Source organism: Myroides sp. DF42-4-2 (assembly GCF_030326445.1).
Taxonomy (GTDB): domain Bacteria; phylum Bacteroidota; class Bacteroidia; order Flavobacteriales; family Flavobacteriaceae; genus Flavobacterium.
On the sequence record NZ_JACAKI010000005.1, the window covers coordinates 108,723 to 132,533 of the forward strand.

Consider the following 23,811-nt stretch of genomic DNA (forward strand, 5'->3'; position numbering starts at 1 on the left):
GTATGGAAAAAGAAAATATAGCTGTTGGTTTAGACATTGGGACAACGAAGATTGTCGCAATGATTGGTAAAAAAAATGAATATGGAAAGCTCGAGATTTTAGGTTTAGGAAAAGCTAAGAGTTTGGGCGTTAAGCGAGGGGTGGTGAATAATATTACACAAACCATCCAATCGATTCAACATGCTGTGGCAGATGCAGAGACTCAGGCAGGTTACAAGATTAAAAATGTTGTAGTAGGTATTGCAGGTCAACACATTCGAAGCATTCAGCACAGTGATTATATTAGTCGTCCAAATCCCGATGAGGTAATTGGAGATAAAGATATTGAACAGTTGATTAATCAGGTTCAGAAATTAAGTATGTTACCTGGGGAAGAGATTATTCACGTTTTACCACAAGAATTTAAAATAGATGGAGAACCGGGAATCAAAGAACCGGTTGGAATGTACGGTAGCCGATTAGAAGCTACGTTTCACGTCGTAGTAGGTCAGGCAGCTTTGATAAAAAATGCAGGACGTTGTATCAAAGACGCAGGACTGGAACTAGCGGGTATCACATTAGAACCACTTGCTTCAGCAGAGGCAGTATTGAGCCAAGAGGAAAAAGAAGCAGGTGTGGCTTTAATCGATATTGGAGGTGGTACAACTGATTTAGCCATTTTTAAAGATGGAATTATCCGTCATACGGCAGTTGTTCCTTTCGGTGGTAATGTCATCACAGAAGATATTAAAGAGGGATGTTCTATTATTGAACGTCAAGCGGAGATCTTAAAGGTAAAATTTGGTTCAGCTTGGCCTGGCGAAAATAAAGACAATGAGATTGTTTCTATCCCAGGATTAAGAGGAAAAGAACCCAAAGAAATTTCTTTAAAAAATCTTTCTAAAATAATAAATGCAAGGGTAGAGGAGATTGTGCAACTCGTTTTTTCTGAAATTAAGAGTTATGGATATGAAAATCCACAGAAAAAATTAATTGCGGGAATTGTTTTAACAGGAGGAGGATCAGAACTCAAACACATTAAACAATTAGTCGAATATATCACGGGTATAGATACGCGTATAGGGTATCCAAATGAGCATTTAGCTGGGGATTCGAGTTTAGAAGTTTCAAGTCCATTGTATGCAACGGGAGTTGGATTAGTTATGGAAAGTGAAAAGCACCGCAAAAAAGGAGCTGTTTCAGTAGAAGAACTCAAAGCAGTAGAGACGAAAGTCGAAGCAAAACCAGAAGAGAGAAAAGTTGTTTATCCAACGCCACAAACAGAGGCAGCGATAAACACACCAAAAGAGCCAGTTGAAGCGGTAAGCCAATCTCATGTGGATGCGCGCCCTTCACAACCTAAGGAAGAACCAAGAGAAGCGCAACCTAGTACAGCAGACCGCTTCGAAAGTAGTTTCATAGGAAACTTTTTTAGAAAAATTAAAGAATTTATTGAAAAGCAAGAATAATAAAACGATACGTATATGGAGAATACAGATTTCGGAGGAATAAAGTTTGATATGCCTAAAAACCAGTCAAACGTTATTAAGGTAATTGGTGTAGGTGGCGGAGGAAGTAACGCGATCAATCACATGTTTAAGCAAGGAATTAAAGGAGTGGATTTCATCGTTTGTAATACGGATTCACAAGCTTTAGAAAATAGTTCAGTGCCCAATAAAATTCAGTTAGGGGTTAACCTAACCGAAGGACTTGGTGCAGGTGCAAATCCTGAAGTAGGACAACAATCTGCTTTAGAAAGTATAGAAGAAATTGAGAAAATGCTCGATACCAATACCAAAATGGTGTTTATCACCGCAGGTATGGGTGGAGGAACAGGAACAGGTGCAGCTCCTGTGATCGCACAATTATCAAAAGAAAGAGATATATTAACGGTTGGGATTGTAACGATTCCTTTCCAATTTGAAGGAAAAGTTCGTCAAGAACAAGCGTTAAAAGGAGTTGATCGATTGAGAAAACAAGTGGATTCTCTTATCGTGATCAACAACAATAAGTTACGTGAAGTATATGGAAACTTAGGCTTTAAGGCTGGCTTCTCCAAAGCAGATGAGGTATTATCAACTGCTGCCCGTGGTATCGCTGAAGTTATTACGCACCACTATACGCAAAATATTGACTTAAAAGATGCAAAAACAGTATTGTCCGATAGTGGTACCGCTATTATGGGATCAGGAACTGCATCTGGTGACAATAGAGCAAAAGATGCGATCATCGATGCGTTAGATTCTCCATTGCTTAACGATAACAAAATTTCAGGAGCTAAAAATGTATTGTTATTAATCGTTTCAGGTACCAATGAAATCACAATTGATGAAATCGGTGAAATTAACGATCACATCCAAACCGAAGCAGGCCATAATGCTAATATTATTATGGGGGTTGGTGAAGATGAATCATTAGGGGAAGCTATTTCTGTAACAATCATTGCCACGGGATTTAACTACGAGCAACAAAAGAGTATCGTTAATTCATCAGAACCTAAGGTTATTATCCACACCCTAGAAGAAGAACAAAAAGTAGTGCGCGATTTAACGCAAACCGCTGCAACCCCTTCTTTTGGATTTACAACACCAGATCAACCCTTGCGCGTTTCTACTCCAGAGAGTGCGCAGGAAATTGAAACAGAAGAAGTAAATCCTCCGGTGGAAACACGTAAGGTGTTTACTTTAGAGGACGATTACGAAGAGGATGATCAACAGGACGATTTTGGTGGATCTGCTTTTCCTACTCAACCAACAGGAGAGATAGAGGAGCTAGCTTTTGAACGTAAAGCTACTGAAGCGTCTAATCTAGACGTGTTTTTCGAAATCGTAACACCAAAAACGGAAGCGCGCACAAGCGATCAGGTAAATAACGATCCTACTGCGTTTAAACAAAAGGATATCCGCGATATCCAGGTGTTTGACCCAGAGTTTGTCATCGTAACACCTAAAGTACAAGAATCAGCAGCGCCAATTGTACACCATTTTACAGATGAACTAGAAGAGATGGAAATGGCTTCTGCAGAAGCTAGTAGTCATGCTAATGAAGCGATGGCTCAAGCATCAGCGAAAAAAGAAGAAATTATTCGCTTCTCTTTGGAAGACTATATGGACAAAGAAGAAGAACTATCTTTAGCTAAACCTGTAAGCACACACAAAGAAGAAATCGCAGAAGAGTTTAAGTTTTCTGTACGCGCTGAGGATGCTCCCGTAGTAAATAAAGTAGAAGTAGAAGCTTCAGCTGATGATTATGACGAGATGAATCCAACAGAAATGAGTATTGAAGAATTCACGTTGAGAAGTCGTGCCGCAGAACGCAGAAGAAAGATGAAGGATTTTAACTATAAGTTCAACAACTCAACCGCGCATTATTCAGACTTAGAAAAAGAACCTGCTTATAAGCGTTTAGGCGTGGATTTAGATGAAGTAAACGAGGAGAACAACAAATCGAGAATTTCATTCGGAGTGGACGGAAATAACGATCCAAAATTGAGATCAAACAATTCGTTTTTACACGATAATGTAGACTAAATTAGCTATATCATAATAGCGTTTCAATATCAAACAGTAGTAAGCTTCCGTTTACTACTGTTTTTTTTTGCGCATAAGGGAAGCTGTTCATATTTTATCCTGTTTTTTTTAAAATTGTTGTAATTTTTCAATTATTGTTGATTATTTGTTAAATAATTCGTTTAAAGTGTTCGTTATGTGATTTTTGAGGTATGTTTTTTGGGTTGAATATATTTTATTTAACTCAATTGTATATGCGGAAATTATATTTTTTGATGGCAACCCTACTTTTATTTTCCTGCGCTAAAGATGATAGTCCTTTGGATAAACGAAAAGTAGAGCCTGGTGTTTACAAGCAATCAACAGCTTTTTGTTATTTAGAAGATGAGCTTGGTAATTGTTATGATGGAGGCCCTCCTATTGTCTTACCTGAAATCTTAATTGGTGTTCCAGGAGCTGGTGGAGGAACGGGAATTGGCGATTTGTGGCTAGAGATGTATCCTTCCATGAGTACACTTCCTAATGATGTCGCTGGCGGCGGAGGAGGATCTCCAAATAATGGCAACTTACATAATGGAGTGGAGGTGGATCAAAATTCACCCCAATATTTAAATGTGCAAAAAATTTTAAATGACACATTAATTGTTGGTAAATTAAAGGAAATTTTCATTCAGGCGACTCATTCTGCATCTGCAGAGGAAGGCAGGAGAGAAGCGGGGGCTTATGTTTTTTACGATGAGATTAGCGATAAGTTATATCTCGGCAATATTAAATATGGTGAATACATAAAAGGAGGAGCAGGAACGAATGGGGCTGTAAGTCTTGGTAGTGGAAGTGTTCGGTCTCATTCCGATGAGACTAACGTTATTCCTTTGACCGCACTGCCAATTGCAGCCTTTCATACTCATACTCCTTTGACCTATTTGCCTAAGGCTGATTATAGGAAAGTGGGCTTTTCACCAGCAGATATTGCCTTTGCAAAACGAAACAATGTACCCCTGATTTTATTGGATTATGTTGGTACAGAGGGAAGGGATGGAAATTTTTATATATACGGTGGTCATTCCATAGATGATCCTTCAAATTTTATTATTTATTACCCAAATCAGCATTAATTATGAAAAAAATAGAACTATTGATTTTGTTCCTATTGGTATCAGTTGGTGGTTTTTCCCAGCCCAATAGTATTTACGTAAAGGCCAAATACCTAGCCGATGAGGTAATCAAGAAATTGGAGTTTACTCAACCGTATACGGTTACCGATCGTACACCGGTTACTTTTGTGGAAAAAACAGCAACAAGTGGTGTAAGCGAGAATGCGTATATTGATACACCTTGGTATGGAGCTACCGAAGGAAAAGAGTTTATTGTGGTGGAATATGCAGACCCTAACCAAGAAACAGAATGGGGGTATCTCTATCAAGTGTATTTCTGGAAGGACCACACCTTGCCATTCATGGTTAATCGAGGAGATGGTATGGGACTAAATCTAAAATACAACGGCACCTCACAACCGTATTACCGGGTTCATTATGCTACGGATATACAGATATTCAAATATCCATCCTTAGTAGAACCCAACCAAGAATTAACCCTTCAGTATTTAGAAAGTGAATGGGTAGATGCTAGTGATTGGGTAACTGTGACTTCTTATGAATTTAGACCCGACAAAAGTAGAGGAGTTGAATTGATCTCTAGAACGGAGGAACCCTTGAGAGGAAATATTTTAATCACGTACAAAATTAAAGTTATCGCAGATGACGCTTGGGTTATTATTGAAAAGACGCAGGATGGTTATGATCTCAATCCTCTATGATTATAATGAGATACTAGGTTTTTTTTTTTTCATTTTTAACGGCCAAAAAATGACCTCTTTCATTAGAGGTCACTTGTTTGGCTTACAATGTCAAGCTTCTTATTCCATAGCTACTTTCGAAGAGATATGCTGTTTACGCTTGTATAAGGAATAGAACATTGCCTTATTGGTGTCAATCCAGTGTTTTCACGAAATAGCTAATCAAAAGGGGGGGGGATTAGGTGTAGTATTTTTTCTTTTACTTTTGGTTTTTCTGTATGCTGTCGTTTATTTTTTTTGATCTAAGCATAGATGATGAACAGATCTAACCCTTATTTTGTGTACTATTCACAGTAATTTCCTGTTCAACGTTGAGTCCATTACAAATGAAACCCCAGTACACTGCCGATGAGGTAGTGAGGAAATTGGTGATTACTGCGCCTTATCGGTAGGCACCTTGGGTATACGCAACCAAGAACGGTATTTTATTGTAGTGGAATACCCCGACCCAAAAGGAAAAACCGAAAGAGAAGAAGCATGCTCTGTCATTTAATGAACGCATAGGAATTCTTATAGGTCACCAGAAGATAAAGGAGAGTATAAAAGTAAAAATATTGGAATTTGCCTTGTTTTCTCGGCTTTTTTATATCTTTGCAAAACCAAATAAAAAATAGATATGAGTTTACAAGCCAAAATTATGGATGCGATGAAAAGCGCCATGAAGTCAAAAGATAGTATCGCTTTGGAGGCCCTAAGAGCTATTAAAGCAGAATTGTTATTAGCGCAAACTCAATCAGGCTCTAAAGAGGAGATCAGCGAAGACGAGGAGATTAAGATCTTACAGAAATTAGTCAAACAACGCAAAGACAGCGCGGCCATTTTCTCAGAACAAGGAAGAGCAGATTTGGTTGAACCTGAGTTAGCACAAGTGGCTGTTATTGAACAATTCTTACCCGAACAATTGTCTAATGAAGAAGTAGAAGCGATTATTGCTAAAATTATCGCCGATGGAAATCATGCCGGAATGGCTGCCATGGGACAAGTAATGGGAATGGCTTCAAAAGAATTAGCAGGTAAAGCTGATGGAAAAACAATTTCAACAATAGTAAAAAACCTATTGACAAAATAAATTTTTTGGTTGGTCCGCGTAGTTCAATTGGATAGAATATCAGATTTCGGCTCTGAGGGTTGAGGGTTCGAGCCCTTCCGCGGACGCAAATAGCCGGTTTACAGTGTTTTAAGTGATTTATACAAAAAAAACAGAAAACACTGTAAACCCCCTATTGGTAAGGGATTTATGATTCCCTTTTAAAAAAAATCATGTCAGACAAAATCTCAAAAAACCCATATTGTTTACCAAATTATTTACCACAAAAATCTATTGGTAAACAATTGAACAAAATCTCGTTCAAAATCTTTATTAAAAAAGATTATACTCGTGCAGATGGAACCAATGCGCTCTATATTCAATTAATCTTAGATAGAGTGATTAAGCGAATTCCTCTTACTATTTTTGTACCGATAAAGGATTTTGATAAAGTCGAGCCATATACTAGAAACGAACTGTAGCCCCTATTAGGATACTTCTTCCTCTTATAGGGATTCGCAAGAGGCTGCTGTTTAGTCCTTGATAGCTTGTAAAGGAATATTCTTTATTGTTTACTAAATTTTGTGCAACTAGAGTGAATTCTGTTCGATTAAATGTGTACGAAGCACTCATATCAATAAAAAAGTTTTGATAACTTTTGCTATCGTCTATAACGTTATAGTTGTGCTCTCCGTTTATTTTAATCTGTAAATAAGGTATAGCAACTAGTGCTACACTAATCTGTTGCGTGATATTGTGAAGTTTAGCTGTTGTTCGGTATACATTGCTTTCCCAAAGTGTAGTATCGCTTGCTAGATACTGAATTGAGAGCCAATCAAACATTTTATTATACACTTCAAAGCCTAGTCCCCATTTATTGCTGTAGTTAGCAAACACAATTTCTTGTTGTCCAATATTGTTTTTTCCATAATCAAAGGAAGAATGTAAGGCAAATGTTGTTTTTAGGGCAGTTGCTAATTTCGAGATTCTCCCTTGTATAGAAAATTGACCTGACTTTACTTGTTTTTTCTTTCTGGAGGTAAGTGTATAGTCTGTACGGTAATCAACGACCTCTAAACTATTTGACCTTGAAGGTTGGTAGCTCACCGAACAAGTGAAAAACAAAGCATGCACTAAATTGTGATGTTCAAAATCGATACGATAATGCATCAGTTTATTTCGCGAGGGCAAATCAGTGTATAAATTAAAATTTCTATAGGTAGTTTTAATCATACCTTGGAAATATTGATCTAGTTGACTGAGTGATTCACTATAGTTTATTGTTGCATTTAATTTCCACATTTGATTGATGTTATACGTTAACATCAAAGAAGGAGTAAAGAGAAAATTCCCACTATTTCGATTTACCCACATGTTGCGTTGTGCTGCGGTATGTTGCTGGTAAATAAAGGGAAAAACAAGGCTCATACTACCTTTTTTATAGTAATAGGTGTAGTGGGCAGTAAATGCAGCAGTATACTGTTTTAATTGCGTATTCGCGTGAAAAAGGGATTGATACGGATGAATAGAATCAGGGATATGCTGTAAGTTTAGCTGCGTTTTTAATTCGTCATTATTGTAGTAAAAGGCTAGTTTTAATGTCAATGGGTTTGCATATAAGGGAACTATCTTAGCGATTTGTGCTTTGAAAAGAAGGTGATTGTTGACTATTTTTTGATTGTCAAAAGCCTGCTCGCTAGGATTCCTAGTAGACGCTAAGTAAATGTGTTCGGGCTGATTGATAAATTTTATAAAAGCATCTACGGTATAGTTGTGGTCTTTTTTGCCGAAAATATATGAAAATCGATGCTGTACTATTGCGCTAGTTTGACGGGTTTTGTTGTGAAATGCAGCGTCGTTTGAACGTAAATACTCTCGACTAGTATCCCAATTTACACTAGCTTTTATTTCATTTTTCACATAGGTTGATTCACTGTTTTTTTCATATGTCGTTGATGCGCCAATGCGAGTAGTCTTGATAGCTAAATGGCGTTCCTCTTTTAGAGATAGGAGTTGACCATCCATTAAATCGTAGTCAGAAACATAATAACTAGCTTGTTTTTGGTGATTGTTGGTTGCGTCAAGTTTAAACCGTATGCTAGCATCTTTTGATAATTTTTTCAAGTGATTTAATGTAGCCAAATACGATTTGTTGAATGCATAGCGCTTTTCATCCATTGGTATCTGTTGAATAGTCGCCTTATTGAGATATAAAGGTGGAGGAGGTTCAAAAGAGAAAAGATCGTTATAATCGAGTTGTTCCCTAGTCTCTCTTTCGATAGCTATCCCTGTTTGATCTGTTTTAATTGTCGCTAAAGTTTGATTGTTCTTGTTAATGGCTGTGGCGAATGCTTTTGATTGAACTAAAAAGGGGGTTCCTCCGATAGCCGCTTGTAGTTCGCCAAAGGGTTTTTGCTTGTAATCCGCTTTAAATTTGATGTTGATTGCCGCTTTATCGCTGAATTCAATATCTTTTAACGCCTTTATATGTTGGTTGTTTTCAATAAGCTGTATCGATTGTACTGCGTCTATAGGTAAATTAGTTGTGGCGATAGTGTATTGATTTCCCAGTAAATCTAAGCCCTCCATATAAAAACGATTGATTGTTTTTCCTTGATAGCTAATTCCTCCGTTTGCATTAATTGTAAGACCAGGAAGTTTAGCAAGGACATCTTTTAAGTAGCGATCCTCTTTTGATTTAAAAGGAGTAATACTGTAGTTTATTGTATCGCCTACTTGTGTAATGGCTTGTGTTTTTATGACTATTTCATCCATTTCAATGGGCTTGGCTGTTAGTCTGATCTCTTTTAGGGCTAACAAATTAGGGTACAGTACAGTTTGATTCTCAAAGCCTAAATAGGAAAAAATGAGATAAGCAGGTGTATCACCCAGTTCGATGTAGATTTCTCCTGCTTTAGAGGAAAGAAGATAGTCTATTAGGTCACCTTCAGCAGTGTATAATTTACAAATTACCCCTTCTAACGCTTGTGTTGTTTCTCCATCTATCACGGTAATTTTCTTCGTACTCTCTTGACAATACGTCAGGGGGGGTCCGGATAGCAGGAGGAGGAAAGCAAAGAGATTGAATAGCTTCAGCATGAGTTTTTTTATAAGAGGATGTAAAACGCAGACAATAGGTTATTCTAATTCCATCGGGTTATACGGCCAGGATTTTGCCCCTGAGGTTTGGTAGACCTTTCCCGGTTCGGAATAGACTTTACCTTGTAAAGCTGCTCCTGGATCTATATGAAAATTTTTATTTGCTTTTTGATAATCCGCTCGACTTACCTTGACGATAGCCGGATTGATAACGAGATAAACTTCTTCGTTTTTAGTTTCTATACCTGTAGCAGTAAAGCGGTAGTCTTTTTTAGCATCGCTGATTTCCAGAATCAAACCTGGTAATCCCGTAAATAGATGAGGACCATCGCTAATGGGAATATCTTCTGCAAACCAAGCCGTATACAATCGCCCTCTAAAAGTAGTCGTTGCCTTTTGACAGCTATGCCCTAGTATTTCCTTAGTATCTTTGACAATTTTCCAATTTATTTTGGGAATGAGCTCTTGGTATTGATAAGTGGTTAGAGCGACTAATTCTTGAACTAGTAGCGTCGAAGTAGAAAAATCTTTGAAAATCACGCCGTTGTACGCGTAGTTTCTGTTGATTTTTAGTGATTCTGCAAAAGTATGTTGATCGGCTATTTTTCCTACGTTGGTATTATTGTAAGTAATGTACTGATCTTCGGTAACATCAACATATTTGCTTTTGGCGCCGAGAATTTGGAGAACCGTTTGTCCAGTTTTGACCTTTTTGCCTGTATTCGCTTCTATTGCATAATAAACCGTGAGCTTTGAAGATCCTACTATTTCTTTTTCTATTTTTTCGAATTTTGTTCCTCCCTGTGCGTGAAGGACAAGAGCGAAAAGATTCAGGACGATTATTGTGATTGTTTTTTTTATGATATTTAATTTTTAGTTCCTCCCGAAAATAAATAAATATCATTATTTGTAAAAATAATCCTTATTATTTTAACTAAAACTATTTGAAATATTTAATAAAAAGTAGCTTATGTTTGTATATTGTATTTTACATTTCAATGACTTCTAAATGAGGTTAAAACGGAAGTTAAGCCATCAAAACGACAAGATAACTCCGTTTATGAAGCAGTTAAGGATGTTCGGTAGGGGGGGATCAAGTACAATAAACAACTTGCATTTTGATGGGTAGGCAAAGAGGGTACAGTGTGCAAGATTAATTTTTTTAGAAGGAGAGAGAAGGATTATTGATCTATATAAGCTTAAATTTTATTAATTTTTGTAAAAAGTGATAAAAGTCATGTTTTATGCATGCATACCATCCTACATTTGTAGTGTAATAAAATACAGCTATAAAAAGATAATACCTTTCTTTTTACTCTAGGAGTAAGCAACGTTTGTCTTGACCAAGACAGTTTACTGTAGATAAAAGGAAGTGCTATGAAAAAGAAAAAGGATATTTTGTAGTTTGTGAGTTTGGCTACAGAATAGCATATTGTTGTTTGAAAAAAAAGCACTAATCGCTAGTTAGTGCTTTTTTTATGCTGTTATCTTTGGTATTTGCAACAACTGTGTAACCCGTTGTATGCTTCCTCTGAAGCCTTTATCTCTGCTGTATCATGTCCCGCTTTAGCAATTGCTTCTTGTACCTCTTTTCCTGTTGTCTTTTTCGGATTCAAGTAAACCGTTAATTGCTGATCTGCCACAGACCAATCAACGGAGCGAACACCTTTTACATCAAGGGCGGCTTTTTCGATTCGTTTTTTGCACATTTCACATTGTCCTTTTACGGCAATGATTTGTTTGGGTTGCTCTTTTTCTTGAGCAAAAAGCGCTACTGTTGCAAAAAGTGTTGCGCCTAGTGTAAACAATAATTTTTTCATTGTATAAGAGTTTGAGTTAATTAATCAAGTTTAAAACGCAATCCAGCATAGTACATAGCACCTGCAATTGGAGCATAGACCATGGAGGTATCAAAATCAGCATCAAAGGGATTTTGTGCATTGACAATCGGATTGCGTTGCTTGTAATTGCCAATGTTTTCACCCCCTAGATAGACCTCAAATTGAGGAGAAAATACTTTAGTCACTTGAAAGTTCATCAGCGAATAAGGGGTAGAAGTCTTTTTCATCTGATTAGCCGGTTCATATTGTGCTGTTGAGGTAATGCGTTGCTTACCTAACCAATTATACGTAAAATCGAACTTCCAATGGGCCCCATTGTCTTGCTCTTCCGTAGTGTATTCAACATTAGCAAATATGCGGTGTTTGGGCTGGTAGGCTTTTTCAAATTTTCCCGTTTTTTGATCTGTGCTAATATCGTAGTATTTATAAGCGGTGCGCAAGTTTAGATTACGCGCCAGGTTGTAATTGGTCTCGAGCTGAAAACTGTTGGCGTATGATTTGCCATCTAGGTTGTAAAACAACAGCTGATGTGAATGGTAATCCGCATCCACCACAATTTGATTGTCAAAATCCGTGCGGTAGAAGTCCAACGTTATATCTCCTTTTCGACCGATAAAATGAAAGTTTTGAGTAAAGCTCAGCCCATAATTCCAGGCAATTTCAGGATCTAAGTTGTATGTTTTTCCGTTGTTTCCCTCAATTTGAAACAAGCGATTTGTCGCAAAAAAGAGTTGATTCTCCGCAAAAACATTGGCAATGCGTTTTCCTCTTCCTGCGGAAGCGCGTAATACCCCATTGGTCCACGGATTGTAGCGCAAGTGCAAACGCGGCGTAGCAAATACACCCATGCGGTTGTGATAGTCCACGCGCATACCTGCAATAAGGCTGAAGTCTGTCGTGTTGTCGTACGTATACTCATAGAACGCACCTAACGCATTATCTGTTCGATTGAAATTGTCTGCAATCCCAGGAACAAAAACGTTTTCTGTGTATTGATCAAGCGTAAACGTTAGTCCTGTAGTAAATTTGTGTAAAGTATTGCTGATAATCGAATTGAAAACAAGGTTAGAATACAAGCTATTCTGTTTAATATCGTAGCGATTTAACCCAAAGTAAGAATCTTGTTTGTGGTAGTTGTACGCCACTTGTATACCCACACTTTGAAAAGGCAAATCAGCAAATACGTAGCCGAGTTTGGTCGATAAATCTAATTTTTCTGTATTGATTTCTGAGCCCCATACTGTGGTTGATCCCTTGTCTTTTTTCTTGTCAAAATTAACCTGCCCAGCTACTTTATTGTCTTTCATATAACGAGCGGTAATGAAATTTACCACCCCTTTTTCAGCGTTGATATACTGCCAACGGTTCATCACGTTGATTTGTTCTCCTTTAGGCATGTCTAGAAAACCATCGTGATTTTTGTCGTGATCTCCACTTCTCAAATTGCCGTGAATAAACAAGGAGGAGCTCCATTTGTCATTGATGTGATAATTTCCGTGAATGTTGGCTTCGAAACGCTCATCCGTAGAACCGTATAAGTTGACAAATAGCGGACGATCTGTCGCTGGTTTAATCAATTCGGTGTTTAATTGGCCCGAAATACTCTCATAACCGTTAATTACCGTACCCGCTCCTTTGGTTACTTGAATGCTCTCTACCCAAGTTCCTGGTGTAAAGGTCATCCCATATATTTGAGAAGCCCCGCGTACAGAAGGAATATTTTCCTCTGCAATTAAGATATACGGACTAGTTAGCCCCAACATTTTTATTTGTTTGGTTCCTGTAATAGCATCCGTATAGTTGACGTCAATGGACGGATTCGTTTCGAAGGCCTCGGATATATTACAACAAGCAGCTTTGAGTAATTCACCGCTGTTCATCGTATGCGTATTGGTCGTTCCTTTGATCGAACGACTCGTATTGCGCTGTTTGGTTTTGATTACCACCTCCTCTAGTGAATCTTCAGGCTGTAAGACGATGGTATAAGATTGATTAGCTTGTGTTTTGATGCGTTGCGTTTTATAGCCAATATAGGAAATGGTTAGCGCTTCCGAGTCTATAGAAGTCAGGGTAAATTTTCCCTGGGCGTCTGTTGTAACACCAATTGAGGCGTCGGCATAAAAAACAGAGGCTCCAATTACTGGAATTTGATTCTCATCTACAATTTGCCCTGTAATAGTTTGTTGTGCATATAGCGAAGTTCCCACAGTTAATACGGTGAGAGTAACTAAATTTTTTATCATTTTTTACGTGTGAATAGTAATACATAGTATAGGTTTGACCTGCAAAAAGAGGTCTAACAAAATGTAAAACAACAGTTAGGCGTAAAAAACGAGGCGACAATAGAGTTGATAGAGTGGAGGGGCGTTAGCCTCTAAGTAATAAGCTAGGGTCTCCTGTTTTTTAGCAGGAAGATATACCCATGGTGTAGTAAGTGTTGTCCAGCTGTAGTCTGGTAAGATAAAATCGAAATGTGGAGCGTAAACGTGTTGAATATTGTGGTCCGAAGGATTTGATTTGATCAAATCATTTTGACAACATTGCTTATCAGCAAATTTTTTGACTGCTTCTTCAATAGGCGTTTGAGTAGAACAACAGGATTTCTCTTCGCGTTGCGGTTCCGACTCTATAGTCGATTCCATCACACATCCCGATTCCAAATGCGTATGCGCATAGCGCAACGGACTATAATGGGCTTCGCCTTGACAATAATGCACGCTCATGGACCATCCTATATTCGAGAATAGGAAGATCAATAAAAACAGCATACTGACAAGACGTTTCTTAAGCATGAAACAAAAATAAGAAAAAAAGCATGATTTTGATTGTTTGGAAAGATTTTTGTGTAAAATATAGCGGTGAAAAAAGAAAAAATGCCTACGCCATATCGCGTAACTTTGTTCGATACATGATAGACTAAAGTTAAAGTAAATGCATACAACATATCAAACACTCTTAGATGAGGCAAGACAGATTATACATAGTGAGGATACTATAACTGCTAAATTACAACGTATTTGTGATCTCTTGGAAAAACGAGTGGCACACTATGATTGGGTTGGATTTTATTTTGCCGATGCTGAAAAACGCGTCTTGCATTTAGGTCCTTATACAGGCGAAGCAACCGATCATATTCTTATTCCTTTCGGGAAGGGAATATGTGGACAAGTAGCCGAGAGCAATCAAACTTTTTTGGTGGACGATGTCACCGCTCAAACCAATTATATTGCTTGTAGCCTTACAGTAAAAGCCGAAATAGTTGTGCCTTTATTTGTATCAGGGCAGAATATTGGACAGCTTGATATTGATTCACATACACTAAATGCCTTCACAAAAGAAGATCAAGAATTTTTGGAAGCGCTGAATGAATCAATCGCTTCCTTATATTTGTAATCAATTGCCAATGAAGGGAATATTATTTTTTTTAAAATAAATCATGAACTGTGATGTAGATTTAAAAAATAAAATTACCTTTGCAACTGAATTTTAGAACACTAGAATTCGTACATAAAAATCATTAAAGAATATTGGCATGTATTTAACAAAAGAAAAAAAAGCTGAGATCTTCCAACAACATGGAGGTGTAGCTGCAAACACAGGATCTGCAGAAGGACAAATCGCTTTGTTCACTTACAGAATCTCTCACTTAACTGAGCACTTAAAAAGAAATCGTAAAGATTACAACACGGAGCGTTCATTAGTTCTTTTAGTAGGTAAAAGAAGAAGACTTCTTGACTACTTAAAGAAAACTGAGATTAACAGATATCGTGAGATCATTAAAGTATTGGGTATTAGAAAATAATCAATATAGGAAAGAGGTGCCTGCGCGCCTCTTTTTGTTTTTTTGCCTTTAGCAGAGTTAGATCTGGTTTTTCATTGGGTTTCATATACTACACAACACACAACACAACACACACAACACATTTTACGTCTCTCTTCGGAGAGACAGAAACCCTAAAGTATTAAATTATTATGATTCCTAAGGTAACCAAAGAAATTATCGATTTAGGAGATGGACGTAGCATCTCAATCGAGACTGGGAAATTAGCGAAACAAGCAGATGGTTCTGTTGTTGTTCGTATGGGAGACTGTATGCTTTTGGCTACAGCTGTTTCTGCGAGAACGGCAAATCCTGGTGTGGACTTCCTTCCTTTAACTGTAGATTACAGAGAAAAATTCGCTGCTGCTGGACGTTTTCCAGGAGGCTTTTTTAAACGTGAAGCTCGTCCGAGCGACCAAGAAGTTTTGACAATGCGTCTAGTTGACCGTTGTTTACGCCCTTTGTTCCCTGATGACTACCACGCAGAAACGCAAGTGATGATTCAATTGATGTCTCACGACGAAAATGTAATGCCTGATGCATTAGCTGGTTTAGCTGCTTCTGCTGCTTTAGCTGTGTCAGATATTCCTTTCTACAACTCGATCTCTGAAGTTCGCGTGGGTCGTATTGATGGACAATTTATCATCAACCCTTCTAAAGAACAATTAGAGCAATCGGATATCGATATGATGATCGGTGCTTCGAAAGACTCTGTTTGTATGGTAGAAGGTGAAATGAGAGAAATCTCTGAACAAGAAATGATTGATGCAATTAAATTTGCTCATGATGCTATTAAAGTTCAAATTGAAGCACAAGAAAAAATGCGCGCAGCATTAGGACTTACTTACCGTGAGTACGAAGCTGAGCCAACTGATGCTGAAGTAGAAAAAATCGTGTACGACGCAGCTTACGCTAAATTGTACGAAATCGCTTCTCATGCAAGTGCTAAAAGTGAGCGTGGTGAGAAATTCGCTGAAGTATACGAAGAGGTTAAAGCTTTGTTCTCTGAAGAAGATTTAGAGGAAAAAGGGGAATTAATCAGCACTTACTTCAAGAAAACACAAAAAGAAGCTGTTCGAAACCTGATCTTGGATCAAAATATTCGTCTTGATGGTCGTAAAACTACAGAAATTCGCCCGATTTGGAGTGAAGTAGACTACTTGCCATCGGTTCATGGATCTTCTATCTTTACCCGTGGTGAAACCCAAGCGCTAGCAACGGTAACCCTAGGTACTTCTAGAGATGCTAATATTATTGATTTACCAAGTGAGCAAGGAGAAGAGCGTTTTTACTTACACTATAACTTCCCTCCATTCTCAACAGGTGAAGCCAAACCATTACGCGGTACATCACGTAGAGAAGTAGGTCATGGTAACTTAGCGCAACGCGCGTTGAAAAACATGATTCCTGCTGATTGTCCTTATACTATTCGTCTTGTGTCTGAAGTATTAGAGTCGAACGGTTCGTCTTCTATGGCAACTGTTTGTGCTGGTACATTAGCCTTGATGGATGCAGGTATCCAAATCACTAAACCGGTTTCTGGAATCGCTATGGGATTAATCTCTGATTCAAAAACTGGTCGTTGGGCTGTCTTGTCTGATATTTTAGGTGATGAAGATCACTTAGGGGATATGGACTTTAAAGTTACAGGAACGAAAGATGGTATCACAGCTTGTCAAATGGATATCAAAATCGATGGACTAGCTTATGAAATCATGGAACAAGCGTTAAAACAAGCGCTTGATGGACGTCTTCATATCCTTGGATTATTAGAAGAAACGATCGCTGTTCCAAATGCTACAGTAAAACCAAAAGCTCCTAAAATTGTTACTGTTACAATCCCTAAAGATTTTATCGGTGCAGTTATCGGACCTGGAGGTAAAAATATTCAAGCACTTCAAGCAGAAACAGGTACTACAATCGTAATTAACGAGGAAGGTGACTTCGGTGTAATTGAAGTATTGGGTACTGATGCAGCAGGTATGGATAAGGCTATTGCTTCTATCAACAATACAATCTTCTCTCCAGTAGAAGGAGAAATATACAAAGTGAAAGTAGTGAAAATGCTTGATTTCGGTGCAGTTGTAGAATTTGTACCAGGAAAAGAGACCTTACTTCACGTATCTGAATTGGATTGGAAACGCATTGAAAATCCTTCAGATGTATTGAAAATGGGTGATGAATTTGAGGTGAAATACATGGGTATTGATCCAAAAACAAAAAAACCTAAAGTTTCGAAGAAAGCACTTTTACCTCGTCCTCCAAGAGAAAATAAACCAGAAGGTAACAAACCAGAAGGTACACAAGGAGCGAAGAAAGAAGAAAGAAAATAATCTAAAAAACACCTCAATTGAGGTGTTTTTTTTTGTTATAAGGTTGACGGTTTGTCTGGGGGAGACTAGCACTCTGGCAGCGTATAAGGAGATGCAGTGTGTGAACTAAGAAAAAATGTTTTATTTTAGACAAATCTAAACTGTCAACCGTAAACTAATCATCATCATGGATAAAATAAATATTGGAATTATAGGGCTAGGAGGAGTAGGTGGATTCTATGGAGGCTTATTAGCCCATCACTTTGAAGCCGATTCCAGGATAAACATTCACTTTGTTGCTAGAGGAGCACATGGCGTTAAGATTAAAGATGCGGGCATTACCGTGCGATCAAAAGATACTGTTGTAGTTGGAAAACCGACACAAGTAGTGGAAAGCGTTGAGGCATTAGGTATAATGGATTATATCTTGCTTTGTACGAAGGAATACGATCTTGATGATGTCATTGTTGATTTAAAGAGAATCGTGTCTAAAAACACGGTTATATTGCCTTTATTGAATGGAGTAGAAGCCTTTGAGAAGCTTACTGAACATCTGCAAGCAGAAGTTTGGCAAGGATGTACCTATATGGTTTCTCGTTTAAAGGAAGCTGGGGTGATTGACAACCCAAGTGGAAGACAAAAGATTGTATTTGGTCGTACAGATAAAATCACCCAGCGTATGTTGGATTTAGATCAACTATTTAAAGCAGCGGGAATTACCTCTATTTGTACCCAAGAGATTGCTCGTGAGGTTTGGGAGAAGTACATCTTAGTGTCTTCTTCTGCTGTAGCTACCGCTTTTTACAACTGCTCGTTTGGGGTAGTCATGCGCGATCATCCGAAAGAGATTCATGCGCTTGTTACGGAAGCAGCTGAAATTGCCAGAGCTAAAGGTGTAAGTGTAGCTGCAGATGTCGTTGAGGTAATTATGCAACGCTTACAAGCAATTCCCTTTGATTCCACAACTTCCATGCACAGCGATTTTATCAGTAATAAAGTGAAAACTGAACTCGATGTAATGGCCACTTATTTTATTCGTGAAGGCAGGCGATTACACGTTGACGTACCTACGTATCAAAACATGTATAGCGCATTAAAAGATAAGCAAGGAAAGTATACTGCAGAATAAATAAGAGGGTGTCCCAAAAGGACATCCTCTTTTGTATGGTATAAAACTCGACTTTTCTCGTCGATTAAAAATGTTGCAATTGCCCAAGAGTAGTCATTATTCTTTAACGCATACCTAGGAATAGTCATATACCTATGTATAGCAAAAAAATACCTAAAATTAGATGGGATTCTATCTTGTTAGGCTTGTTAGACGATCCCCTTTTATGTGAAGAATACAAGGAGATACAACAAAGTCCCCAGTATTAGAACTACAGGGAGATATAGTTGGTTCCATGCTACTTTTTTCTTGAAGGCAAAGATCAACCACGCCAAGGGTAAACTAAAGAGAGCAGCAACAGAAGGAAGCCACAACATCTCATATATAGCACCTAAGACAGTAAAGGTGTAAATACCATTTTCTCCAACGCGTGATAGCAGCATAAAGCTTATAACCGATATAACGCTGCCAAATGAAAGCAACTGCAAAATCGTGGTGGTTTGTTTAGTTAGGTTCATATTATAGTTTTTGGTGAAGTAAAGATATACATTTTTTTAAATTGAGCAACAGCGTAGGTGAGCGATGATCTTTTACCAAATTACTACTTGATAATTAAGTAGTTAAAAAACACTAAGTTTGGTCATGTCTAAAAAAAGTCTTATATTTGCTATATCAGCTGTAAAGCGATTGTAAAAAATTGCTTTAAAATAGGCAGTATCGCAAAGGGCATCTCGCTCTTGCGTCTAGTAAGGACCTTTCTGGTTCTCCTATAATTAGGTTGTACGAAGTACCACCTATCAAATCACTCAACAAGAGTGTCTGTAAAGAATCTTTCTAGGGATTCTTTCTTTGATGAAATCGAAAATATCGTTTATTAATTAGCTCCATTTCGCAAGAAAGTTGGGGGCCTAAAATAGTAGTATATAATGACTAATTTTAAAGTAGGAATTATTGGCGCAGGACCAAGTGGGCTTGCTATGTTAAGAGCTTTTGAATCAGAACAGAAAAAGGGAAATCCAATTCCAGAGATTAAATGTTATGAAAAACAAGATAACTGGGGAGGTATGTGGAACTATACATGGCGTACAGGTGTAGGGAAATATGGAGAACCTTTACACGGAAGTATGTATAAGTACCTATGGTCGAACGGACCCAAAGAATGTTTAGAGTTTGCTGATTATACCTTTATGGATCACTTTAAACAGCCGATTTCTTCTTATCCACCGAGAGAAGTTCTGTTCGATTATATTGAAGGGCGTATCAAACAGAGTAATGCCCGAGACTATATTAAATTCAATACTGTAGCTCGTTGGGTGGATTACCTCGAGGATAAAAAACAGTTCCGCGTTATTTTTGACGACTTGGTAAAAAATGAAACCTTTGAAGAGTTTTTCGATTACCTCGTGTTGGGAACTGGACATTTTTCGACTCCGAATATGCCTTATTTCAAGGGAATTGACAATTTCCCTGGGACGGTCATGCACGCACACGACTTCCGCGGGGCAGATCAATTTATCGATAAAGATATTCTGTTGATTGGAAGTAGTTACTCTGCCGAGGATATTGGCGTGCAATGTTTCAAACACGGTAGTAAATCTGTTACAATTTCTTATCGCACCAACCCAATTGGTGTCAAATGGCCTAAAGGAGTAGAAGAGAAGGCAATTGTGACCCATTTTGAAGACAATGTAGCCTTCTTTAAAGACGGTACGTCTAAAGCATTTGATGCGGTTGTTTTGTGTACAGGATATCAACATAAATTCCCGTTCTTACCAGACAACTTGCGCTTGAAAACCAAAAACTGTTTGTATCCTGACAATTTGTATAAAGGGGTTGTCTTTAATGAAAACGAACGTCTGCTTTTCTTGGGAATGCAAGATCAATACTACACCTTTAATATGTTTGATGCTCAAGCTTGGTTCGCTAGAGATTATATGCTAGGGCGATTGCCTCTTCCTTCAAAAGAAGAACGCGATGCAGATATCAAAAAATGGCTGCAAAGAGAAGATCTAACTGAGTCTAGTAATGATCAAGTGGATTTCCAAACTGCTTATATCAAGGATTTAATCCAATTAACAGATTATCCAACCTTCAATATAGATGAAGTAGGTGAGATGTTTAAACGCTATTTAGATTCGAAAGAAATTGATATCCTAACCTATCGCGACCAAGTGTATACCTCTGTCATGACAGGAGTAACTGCAGAGGAACACCATACCGTTTGGATGAAAGAGTTAGACGATAGCTTAGAGCGTTACTTGGATGAGGTAGAAGTAGATGAAAAAGAACTGAGTAAAACGAACTATTACTAATTCAATCACGGATTGGTAAAAATATTTTTATTAAAAGCCTTGAAAACCTAGTTTTTAAGGCTTTTAATTTTTCAAACAGAACTACGGAAAAAATTATTTTTTCAAATATTGTAACTTTTTTAATGAAGTATACGTATAACTAATGTAGACCATAAGAACAAAGACAAATAAGGAGTAAAATAATATGAGACAACTTAAAATTACCAAGCAAGTTACGAATCGTGAAACTGCTTCACTCGATAAGTATTTGCAAGAGATTGGTAAAGTAGATTTGATTACTGCAGATGAAGAGGTAGAATTAGCACAGCGAATTAAGGCAGGTGATCAAAGAGCTTTAGAAAAATTGACTAAAGCGAACTTGAGATTCGTGGTTTCGGTAGCAAAACAGTACCAAAATCAAGGATTAACCCTTCCGGATTTGATTAATGAAGGAAACTTAGGGTTGATCAAAGCAGCACAGCGTTTTGATGAAACTCGAGGGTTTAAGTTTATTTCTTACGCGGTTTGGTGGATTAGACAATCTATTTTATCTGCTTTGGCGGAGCAATCGAGAATTGTACGTTTACCATTAAACAAAATTGGTTCGATTAACAAAATTAATAAGATGTACGCGTTATTAGAGCAGTCAAATGAGCGTCCACCTTCTGCAGAGGAAATTGCCGTTGAGTTGGATATGACTGTAAATGATGTAAAAGAGAGTATGAAAAACTCAGGACGTCACTTGTCGATGGATGCTCCTTTAGTTGAAGGAGAAGATTCGAACTTATATGACGTATTGCGTTCAGGAGAATCACCAAATCCAGACCGTGAGTTAATTCACGAATCACTGCGTACAGAAATTGAAAGAGCATTGGAAACCTTAACACCTAGAGAGGCAGATGTAGTTCGTTTGTATTTCGGTTTAGGAGATCAACACCCAATGACCTTAGAAGAAATAGGAGAAACTTTTGACTTAACGAGAGAACGTGTTCGTCAGATTAAAGAAAAAGCAATCCGTCGTTTGAAACATACATCAAGAAGTAAAATACTAAAAACGTATTTAGGATAATAAAAAAAAGGGATGCAAATTGCATCCCTTTTTTTTTAGTGTTGATATACAACGTATTTGATGTCATCTTCGGTAACTACTTTTGTTAAGTTGTGAGAAGATAATCCTTTCATGGCTTTATCCCATTTCTTACCACTTAAAGCGGCTTGTTCTTTTAATGAGCCAAGTTCCACTTTGTTTTCGTTCTTCGTTAGAATTTGGATGATGATTTTCTCTTCATCAGATAACTCAACGCTAGGAGCAGTTTTTTCTGGTCTCATTTGAGGGAAGAACAACACTTCTTGGATTGATGGGTTATTGGTTAAGAACATGATTAAACGGTCCATTCCGATTCCCAATCCTGAAGTTGGAGGCATTCCGTATTCTAAAGCGCGTAAGAAGTCTTGATCGATGAACATAGCTTCGTCATCTCCGCGATCTGCTAACGCCATTTGTGCTTCAAAACGCTCTCTTTGGTCGATTGGGTCATTTAACTCTGAGTATGCATTGGCAATCTCTTTTCCACATACCATCAACTCAAAACGCTCCGTTAACTCTGGATTATCTCTATGTGCTTTGGTTAAAGGCGACATCTCCTTTGGATAATCTGTGATATAGGTAGGTTGGATATAATTTCCTTCACATTTTTCACCAAATATTTCGTCGATTAATTTCCCTTTCCCCATTGTTTCGTCCACAGGAATTCCCATACCTAAGGCCGCTTGACGGATTTCATCTTCTGTTTTACCTGTAATGTCAAAACCAGTAAACTCTTTGATAGAGTCTGCCATAGTAATGCGTTTGTAAGGCGCTTTAAAGTCGATTTCATGTTCGCCAAAGGTTGCTTTAGTAGTTCCGTTTACCGCAATAGCACAGTACTCTAATAAGCGCTCTGTAAACTCCATCATCCAATTGTAATCTTTATAAGCTACATAGATCTCCATTGCCGTGAATTCAGGATTATGCGTTCTATCCATTCCTTCGTTACGGAAGTTTTTTGAAAACTCATATACACCGTCAAAGCCACCTACGATTAAGCGTTTTAGGTATAACTCGTTGGCAATACGCAAGTACAAAGGAATATCCAAAGCATTGTGGTGGGTAATGAACGGACGAGCCGATGCTCCACCGGGAATAGATTGCAATATAGGTGTTTCAACCTCCATGTAGCCTGCTTCGTTGAAAAACTGACGCATAGCGTTGAACAATTTTGTGCGTTTTACGAAAATGTCTTTGTGTTGTGGATTGACTACTAAATCTACATAACGCATTCTGTAACGCAATTCAGGATCTGTAAAAGCGTCAAAGGTATTTCCTTCTGTATCGGTTTTAGGTAATGGCAACGGACGTAGTGATTTACTCAATAGAGAAAGCCCTTGTACGCGTACCGTTTTTTCTCCTACTTGTGTTGTAAATAACTCTCCTTCTATTCCGATGATATCGCCTAAGTCGATTAGTTTTTTGTATACTTCGTTATATAGCTCTTTGTTCTCACCTGGACAAAGTTCATCTCTGTTGATATATAGTTGAATCTTTCCTTCACTGTCTTGAATTGTTGCGAAAGAAGCTTTTCCTTGAATACGCGAAGACATTAATCTCCCAGCCACAATTACCTTCTTACCTTCTTCAAAACCGTTCTTTATCTGCTTGGACGTATGATTTACTGGAAATAAGTTAGCAGGATAAGGATTCACACCAAGCTCTTGCAATTTAGCGAGCTTCTCTCTTCTGATGATTTCTTGTTCTGAAAGTTGCATAATAATTGTGAATTATGAATTAATTTATAAAGTGCAAATATAGGTAATCTTTAAAAATTAGGGGCATTTGTATCTTGCCAAATGTCAGTTAATTAGTTATTTGATGATTTCGCTTGTGTCCCAAAAGTGGCTTTAACTAAAATTATAGTCCTTATTCCTAAAAAA

The 23,811-nt window shown here is 37.8% G+C and carries 18 protein-coding genes and 1 tRNA gene; 12 read left to right on the forward strand and 7 right to left on the reverse strand.

Annotated elements, in window-relative coordinates:
- Nucleotides 1-2: 2 nt before the first annotated feature.
- The 6 genes from ftsA to HX062_RS06095 all read left to right on the forward strand — a co-directional run bounded on the left by ftsA (nt 3) and on the right by HX062_RS06095 (nt 6,498).
- A complete protein-coding gene (gene ftsA, locus HX062_RS06070) occupies nt 3-1,448 on the forward strand; it encodes a cell division protein FtsA (protein WP_182627753.1) in 1,446 nt (481 codons plus the stop codon).
- 15 nt (nt 1,449-1,463) lie between these two features.
- Nucleotides 1,464-3,509: a cell division protein FtsZ gene (ftsZ, locus tag HX062_RS06075; protein WP_182627751.1), complete on the forward strand. Its 2,046-nt coding sequence runs from the start codon at nt 1,464-1,466 to the stop codon at nt 3,507-3,509.
- A gap of 254 nt (nt 3,510-3,763) precedes the next feature.
- The gene (locus HX062_RS06080; RefSeq protein ID WP_286466799.1) at nt 3,764-4,603 is read left to right on the forward strand and encodes a hypothetical protein; all 840 of its coding nucleotides are present in this window, start codon (nt 3,764-3,766) and stop codon (nt 4,601-4,603) included.
- 2 nt (nt 4,604-4,605) lie between these two features.
- Nucleotides 4,606-5,304, forward strand: coding sequence for a hypothetical protein (locus tag HX062_RS06085; RefSeq protein WP_182626863.1), 699 nt, complete (start codon nt 4,606-4,608; stop codon nt 5,302-5,304).
- 655 nt (nt 5,305-5,959) lie between these two features.
- Entirely contained in the window at nt 5,960-6,412 is a 453-nt protein-coding gene (locus HX062_RS06090) for a GatB/YqeY domain-containing protein (RefSeq protein WP_182626862.1), read from the forward strand.
- A gap of 12 nt (nt 6,413-6,424) precedes the next feature.
- Nucleotides 6,425-6,498, forward strand: a tRNA-Arg gene (locus HX062_RS06095).
- Nucleotides 6,499-6,835: 337 nt separating this feature from the next.
- On the opposite strand, the gene HX062_RS06100 is transcribed toward HX062_RS06095, so the two are convergent.
- The 5 genes from HX062_RS06100 to HX062_RS06120 form a co-directional block, all read right to left on the reverse strand.
- Entirely contained in the window at nt 6,836-9,469 is a 2,634-nt protein-coding gene (locus tag HX062_RS06100) for a TonB-dependent receptor (protein ID WP_286466800.1), read from the reverse strand.
- Nucleotides 9,470-9,508: 39 nt separating this feature from the next.
- A complete protein-coding gene (locus HX062_RS06105; RefSeq protein WP_353620072.1) occupies nt 9,509-10,333 on the reverse strand; it encodes a GLPGLI family protein in 825 nt (274 codons plus the stop codon).
- Nucleotides 10,334-10,953: 620 nt separating this feature from the next.
- On the reverse strand, nt 10,954-11,289 hold the full coding sequence (locus tag HX062_RS06110; protein WP_182626859.1) for a heavy-metal-associated domain-containing protein: 336 nt from the start codon (nt 11,287-11,289) through the stop codon (nt 10,954-10,956).
- A 20-nt stretch (nt 11,290-11,309) separates the two neighbouring features.
- The gene (locus HX062_RS06115) at nt 11,310-13,553 is read right to left on the reverse strand and encodes a TonB-dependent receptor plug domain-containing protein (RefSeq protein ID WP_286466801.1); all 2,244 of its coding nucleotides are present in this window, start codon (nt 13,551-13,553) and stop codon (nt 11,310-11,312) included.
- 75 nt (nt 13,554-13,628) lie between these two features.
- The gene (locus HX062_RS06120) at nt 13,629-14,102 is read right to left on the reverse strand and encodes an HYC_CC_PP family protein (protein WP_255492401.1); all 474 of its coding nucleotides are present in this window, start codon (nt 14,100-14,102) and stop codon (nt 13,629-13,631) included.
- Between the two features lie 139 nt (nt 14,103-14,241).
- On the opposite strand from HX062_RS06120, the gene HX062_RS06125 reads away from it, so the two are divergent.
- From HX062_RS06125 to HX062_RS06140, 4 genes are all read left to right on the forward strand, one after another.
- Entirely contained in the window at nt 14,242-14,703 is a 462-nt protein-coding gene (locus HX062_RS06125; protein WP_182626857.1) for an XrtF-associated fRMsr-like GAF protein, read from the forward strand.
- A 139-nt stretch (nt 14,704-14,842) separates the two neighbouring features.
- A complete protein-coding gene (gene rpsO / locus HX062_RS06130; protein ID WP_002987657.1) occupies nt 14,843-15,112 on the forward strand; it encodes a 30S ribosomal protein S15 in 270 nt (89 codons plus the stop codon).
- 170 nt (nt 15,113-15,282) lie between these two features.
- Nucleotides 15,283-17,463: a polyribonucleotide nucleotidyltransferase gene (locus HX062_RS06135; protein ID WP_286466802.1), complete on the forward strand. Its 2,181-nt coding sequence runs from the start codon at nt 15,283-15,285 to the stop codon at nt 17,461-17,463.
- Nucleotides 17,464-17,629: 166 nt separating this feature from the next.
- Nucleotides 17,630-18,571 carry a ketopantoate reductase family protein gene (locus HX062_RS06140; RefSeq protein WP_286466803.1) on the forward strand — a complete coding sequence of 314 codons (942 nt, stop codon included), beginning with the start codon at nt 17,630-17,632 and terminating at the stop codon, nt 18,569-18,571.
- A 203-nt stretch (nt 18,572-18,774) separates the two neighbouring features.
- Here the strand turns inward: HX062_RS06140 and HX062_RS06145 are convergent, their stop codons facing one another.
- On the reverse strand, nt 18,775-19,068 hold the full coding sequence (locus HX062_RS06145) for a hypothetical protein (RefSeq protein WP_182626854.1): 294 nt from the start codon (nt 19,066-19,068) through the stop codon (nt 18,775-18,777).
- A gap of 408 nt (nt 19,069-19,476) precedes the next feature.
- Between HX062_RS06145 and HX062_RS06150 the strand changes: the two genes are divergently transcribed.
- Both HX062_RS06150 and HX062_RS06155 read left to right on the forward strand, forming a co-directional pair.
- A complete protein-coding gene (locus tag HX062_RS06150; protein WP_182626853.1) occupies nt 19,477-20,862 on the forward strand; it encodes a trimethylamine monooxygenase in 1,386 nt (461 codons plus the stop codon).
- Between the two features lie 184 nt (nt 20,863-21,046).
- Entirely contained in the window at nt 21,047-21,910 is an 864-nt protein-coding gene (locus HX062_RS06155; RefSeq protein WP_002987652.1) for a sigma-70 family RNA polymerase sigma factor, read from the forward strand.
- 35 nt (nt 21,911-21,945) lie between these two features.
- On the opposite strand, the gene lysS is transcribed toward HX062_RS06155, so the two are convergent.
- Nucleotides 21,946-23,646, reverse strand: coding sequence for a lysine--tRNA ligase (gene lysS / locus HX062_RS06160; protein ID WP_182626852.1), 1,701 nt, complete (start codon nt 23,644-23,646; stop codon nt 21,946-21,948).
- Between the last annotated feature and the right edge of the window lie 165 nt (nt 23,647-23,811).